The sequence below is a fragment of the Deltaproteobacteria bacterium CG11_big_fil_rev_8_21_14_0_20_42_23 genome, from assembly GCA_002796345.1.
In the GTDB taxonomy this organism is placed as follows: domain Bacteria; phylum UBA10199; class UBA10199; order 2-02-FULL-44-16; family 2-02-FULL-44-16; genus 1-14-0-20-42-23.
In genome coordinates, this window is sequence record PCXC01000051.1 from 1 (window position 1) to 4,739 (window position 4,739).

At 43.2% G+C, this 4,739-nt stretch carries 5 protein-coding genes; 4 read left to right on the plus strand and 1 reads right to left on the minus strand.

Going from position 1 to position 4,739, the window contains the following annotated elements:
* Positions 1–295 (plus strand): hypothetical protein (locus COV43_06365; protein ID PIR25209.1); only part of this gene is annotated, 295 nt, incomplete at its 5' end.
* On the opposite strand, the gene COV43_06370 is transcribed toward COV43_06365, so the two are convergent.
* Positions 264–2,135 (minus strand): hypothetical protein, encoded by a 1,872-nt coding sequence (locus COV43_06370; protein PIR25210.1) that lies wholly within the window; start codon positions 2,133–2,135, stop codon positions 264–266. The two genes, COV43_06365 and COV43_06370, sit on opposite strands and share 32 nt — an antisense overlap.
* Positions 2,136–2,287: 152 nt before the next feature.
* Here COV43_06370 and COV43_06375 point away from each other — a divergent pair, with 152 nt between their 5' ends.
* From COV43_06375 to COV43_06385, 3 genes are all read left to right on the plus strand, one after another.
* Positions 2,288–3,700 carry an aldehyde dehydrogenase gene (locus COV43_06375; GenBank protein PIR25211.1) on the plus strand — a complete coding sequence of 471 codons (1,413 nt, stop codon included), beginning with the start codon at positions 2,288–2,290 and terminating at the stop codon, positions 3,698–3,700.
* 18 nt (positions 3,701–3,718) lie between these two features.
* The gene (locus tag COV43_06380; GenBank protein ID PIR25212.1) at positions 3,719–4,393 is read left to right on the plus strand and encodes a hypothetical protein; all 675 of its coding nucleotides are present in this window, start codon (positions 3,719–3,721) and stop codon (positions 4,391–4,393) included.
* A gap of 119 nt (positions 4,394–4,512) precedes the next feature.
* Positions 4,513–4,739, plus strand: a 227-nt coding sequence (locus COV43_06385; GenBank protein PIR25213.1) for a hypothetical protein, incomplete at its 3' end; no start/stop codon positions are given.

The following is a 4,739-nucleotide window of genomic DNA, read 5'->3' on the forward strand; positions in this document are numbered from 1 at the left end:
AGTTGAAACGAAACTCTCAAAAGATATTCAAGCAGTTGACGAAAAACTTACAAACGAAATTCAACGAGTTGAAACGAAACTCTCAAAAGATATTCAAGTAGTTGATGAAAAACTCACAAAAGAAATCCAGCGAGTTGAAACAAAACTTACCGGGGATATCAAGAGTGTTGAGATCAAACTTTCAGGAGAGATTCGAGAAGTTGGTGGGAAACTAGATAAAGTTTCCGATGTTGTAGAAAGGCATGATGAAGGAATTGTTTTTCTCAAAACTGCGTTGGCAAAGAGCGAGATCTGAATTTTTCCTGCACAATCAAAGAACATCCACCGCCAGCTGCACCGCTTGCAGCTTGAGTTGTAGAGCTTTGGCCGCTTGTGTTTGAAGTGCTTGAATCTCCGCTGTCTTGTTTTTGAGCTTCAGCTTGTTGTTCAGCTTCTGCTTCAGCGGGTTCTTCGGCTTCAGGCTCAATTTCTTCCTCTTCGGCTTCCGCTTCAACTTCTTCTTCCTCGTCATCAACAACTTCCTCACTCACAACTCCAGGTGTCACAAGGCTTGCTGTTGAAGTGCTGTCTGTATACCAGCTATCGCCAGAACTGTTGGTGTCGCTAATGCGTGCATGAATTGTTTTTCCCGTTGGAATATCAGTTAAGCTTATTTCAAGTGAGTTGGCTGCGTTCTCACTCACCGCATCTCCAATGGCAGTGCGCTCTGAAGCCCATCTGTCATCTTGATACGAAAACTGAATTTGCGCATCAGAGTCTGGATCAAAATCGACCCATTCGAGGGTGAAGCTGTTTACGGGTTCGGCGATATCATTTCTGTTTGTGTCGTTCGGAGTCAGCAAAACAATTTGTGATTGCCACTTATCAAGTTTTCTCACGTTTACGGTGTAAATATAGCGACTTGAAAGAATCTCTTCTTGGCCAAGTCCAGCTGCTTGTAACACATTTGTTTCTGTTGAATCATATTGCACCCACGCGGTGTACAAAGTGTGATTGGAACTTAATGCCATGTCAGAAGAAATGAAGCTCACCAGATCAGATTTGGTGGCAACGGTATCAGTTGTGGTGATAGGCGAAGCACTAGAAAGCGGAAAAAGAAACGAATCCATTTCAAGAGAACCGCTTGCACCAAATATGGTGGATTGTTTCCAGTAGTAGAGAAAAAAGAGATTGTTGCTGGCATCATTTTCCATATCTAAAAGTAAGCCGTTGTCTAGCTTATCTTCCTGCCAGCCAATGGTGTTGGCATCACTCCACGTTCCGCCAGATTTGTAACGATGACGAACTTGAATTGTTCCGCCAGAAACTTGAGTGCGATAGGAAATTTGTGGATTGTTGTTGGAATCAAATTTTAAATTTGTATATCGGCCCGATAAATCAGAGTCATCAACGGTTTCAGGGTCACTCCATGTTCCACTTGATTTTTTTGAATACAGCACATCAGTTTGAGTTGCGTCATTTTTTTTCATAAACGCAATGCCAGGATTTCCACTTGAGTCAAAATCGAGTGAAGGAAATTGCCCAACGCTTTCACTTGTTGTTACATTTTCAACAACCCACGTATCTTCTACAAGGGAAGCAAATTTTAAATCGGAATTTGCAGCATCATAGAAGGCCACACCCAACAAACCTTGAGCAGAAATTTCAAAGGAAAGATGACGGTCAACAAACGCTGCGCCCAAACTTGAATCAAAAGTAAGAGAAGCGATATCTTCTATTCTCCACACATTGTCATTCAGCACAGCATGTTTTAATTTTTTGGAACTGTGAATGGAATAAATCACATGCGGAATATTTGATGCATCAAATTTGAGATCACAATATTCGTTTGAAGTGATGGTGTCATCAATGGTGGAGGTATCCCAGCTTTGAGTTGAAGCATTGTAGATGGAAAATTTTAGCGCACGAGTTACAGCTGGATTTTGATTCACCAACGTTGGAGTGTCTTGACTCGCTTGCACAAAACAAACAGCAGGAATTTCATTGCTGTTGATATCAATGCCAATTTGATATGAGCCATACTGAGACTGGTTGCTTGCCAAGGTGGAAGAAGAAGCATAGTCGTGCGCAAATGCCTGTGTGCTCAAGAAGAGAACGGAAAATGCGAATGCAAAATATTTTGTTCCAGTTTTCATGTTGCCCCCGAAGAAGAAAAGAGCAACTCCCGTGCCAATGCAAGATTTTTAAAAAGGGCGTTTCAGTCCATTATAATCTTGAGAATTGACAATCGGATTTAATTTTGACGTTCTAAACTCAACAGACCTCTCAATATGAGAAAGAAGGAAATATGAAAAAGCATCTCTACATTGCCGGAAACTGGGAAGAGGCTTCGAATGATCATCCCCTTGTAAATTCCTATACGCAAAAGGAAATTGAGCGTATTCCACTCGCAAGTGCTGAGCAGGTTGAGCGAAGTCTTGCCGCAGCTGAAGCAAGTTTTTCCGAAACCAAAAAGTTAAGTGTTGGAGAACGAAAGGATATTCTTCACGATCTGCACACGCTTATTTCACATCAAGAAAAAGAATACGCTGAATGCATAAGCCTTGAAAGTGGAAAGGCTTATCAAAGTGCACTTGGTGAAGTGAAGCGAGCACTTGCAACCCTTGAACTCTGCAGCGAAGAGCTCAACACGTTTTCTGAAAGAATTAAAATTCAGCCGAAGAATACTTCGCATAGTGTTGTCTATGGCTATTTTCCCATTGGTCCGGTTTTGGGAATTACACCATTTAATTTTCCACTGAATCTTGTGATGCACAAACTTGCGCCAGCTTTGGCTGTGGGAAATCCCATCATTATTAAAGCCGCGCTTGATACGCCTGGCCCGGCAATGATGTTGGCGCGTGATATTGGCAAAACGGCATGGCCAAAAAAGGCTTTGTCTGTTTTAACCTGCAAGCATGAGCAATCGGAAACCTTGGTGAAAGATGATCGCATCAAAAAACTTTCGTTTACGGGAAGCGCTGAGGTGGGATGGAAATTAAAAACCTTGGCCGGAAAGAAAAAAGTAACCTTGGAACTTGGCGGAAATGCGGGAGTGATTTTGTGCGACGATGCAAACGTGCATCGTGCAGCAAAAGTGTTGGCGATGGGAGCATTTGGAAACGCAGGCCAGAGCTGTATTTCCACGCAGCATATTCTTGTGCAAGATTCCATTTACGAAACTTTTCTGACTCTGTTTGTGGAAGAAACAAACAAGCTTATGGTTGGAGATCCGCTTGAGCCTACAATTCACATTGGAACAATGATTCACGAAAAAGCTGCAAGCAAAGTGGAATCATGGATTGAAGAAGCGCTTCAAGCTGGCGCGTCTGCAGTGTTGCGAGGCAAGCGCGAAGGAAATCTTTTATGGCCTACCATTTTGAAAAATGTTCCGCATCACGCGAAATTATTTCAAGAAGAAGTCTTTGGACCTGTTGTGCATGTAAGTTCGTTTTCAAAGGTGGAAAAAGCTTTTGATCTTCTGAATGCTTCCCGCTATGGCTTGTCTGCTGCGGTTTGGACGGAGGACGAAAAAAGAAAAGAGTTAGCCTTTTCTACTTTAGAGTATGGACAAGTGATAGTAAACGACTCCAGTTCATTTCGCGATGATGCAGCTCCATATGGCGGAGTAAAAGATTCTGGCATTGGCCGTGAAGGCCCGCATTTTGCGATGCGAGAAATGTGCGAGATAAAAGCATTGGTGCAGTTTCGAAATCAGTAATTAAAAAGTGAGGCGATTATGAAAAAAATAATTCTATTTCTTTTAGCAATAGTCATTTCATTTCCAGCGCTAGCTCAGTATAAAAGCGACCTTCCCGAAGGTTGGGAAGAACCAAAAGATATTCCTGCTGGTTATATCCCGCTTGAAGAGGTGCAAAAGAAGAAGAAAAATGTTCCACTCGAAAATATTCCTCCACAAAAAGAAGAGAAAACACTTACGCTTGAACCCAATACAGAAAATATTCCACCTGAAAAAATTCCAGCTCCACCTCCAGAGCCAACTCCATCACCTTTAGCTCCACAATCGCTTCCCGCACCTGAAGCAGCAAAGCAGCCAGTGATTACGGTTCCTTCGCTTGATGAAACTGAGCGTCCACTTTCTGTCCCACAAGAGGAAACGCTTGCGCCGTCTGCATCAGAGGTGAAGGAGCTTCCACAAAGAGAGACAAAAACGTATCTTGCTCCCAAGAGTGATCTGCCTGAAGGCTGGGAAGAACCAGTGCAAGTACCCGCTGATGCAGTGCCATTGCATGAAGTAGGAAAGCCAAAGGAAGTTTTGCCTGCTTCGCCACAGCCAAAAGATGAAATGAAAAAGAATACAAAGAAAAAAGTTATTTCGAAACCAGAGCTAGAAGCATCAGATGAAGCTGAATCTGAGCCACATAAATCACCACAGCGCTGGGAAAGTTTCTAGAGTGTGTGGACAATGGTTTTTGTTTGTCATTCCCGAACGACTCTGTCAGGAATCCAGATGTTCTGACAATTCCAAAAGAAAACAAGACAACTTTTTCCAACAAGTTCCGATAAAGCTTCATGGTCACCATTCCATCCCATTTGGGCATGCTCACGCCTTTTCTTGGCCGGCCTGGCCCTATGAACCAAGCCTGGGCGAGCCCTTTGCAGTCTACGTCTCCTGGCATCAGCACTGCTTTTGGGAACGGTGCTTTTTCCATGAAGCTTCAGGGTGCACCCACTCATCCTCTTTGGGATTTTCAGAAGCAGTTTTTAGAAACAGGCTTTGCTCGATACCAAGGCTGGCA

Bases quoted from the DNA above. Each gene is read 5' to 3' on its own strand.
- COV43_06375 (PIR25211.1), top strand. From the start codon at position 2,288: ATGAAAAAGCATCTCTACATTGCCGGAAACTGGGAAGAGGCTTCGAAT.
- COV43_06380 (PIR25212.1), top strand. From the start codon at position 3,719: ATGAAAAAAATAATTCTATTTCTTTTAGCAATAGTCATTTCATTTCCA.
- COV43_06370 (PIR25210.1), bottom strand. From the start codon at position 2,135: ATGAAAACTGGAACAAAATATTTTGCATTCGCATTTTCCGTTCTCTTC.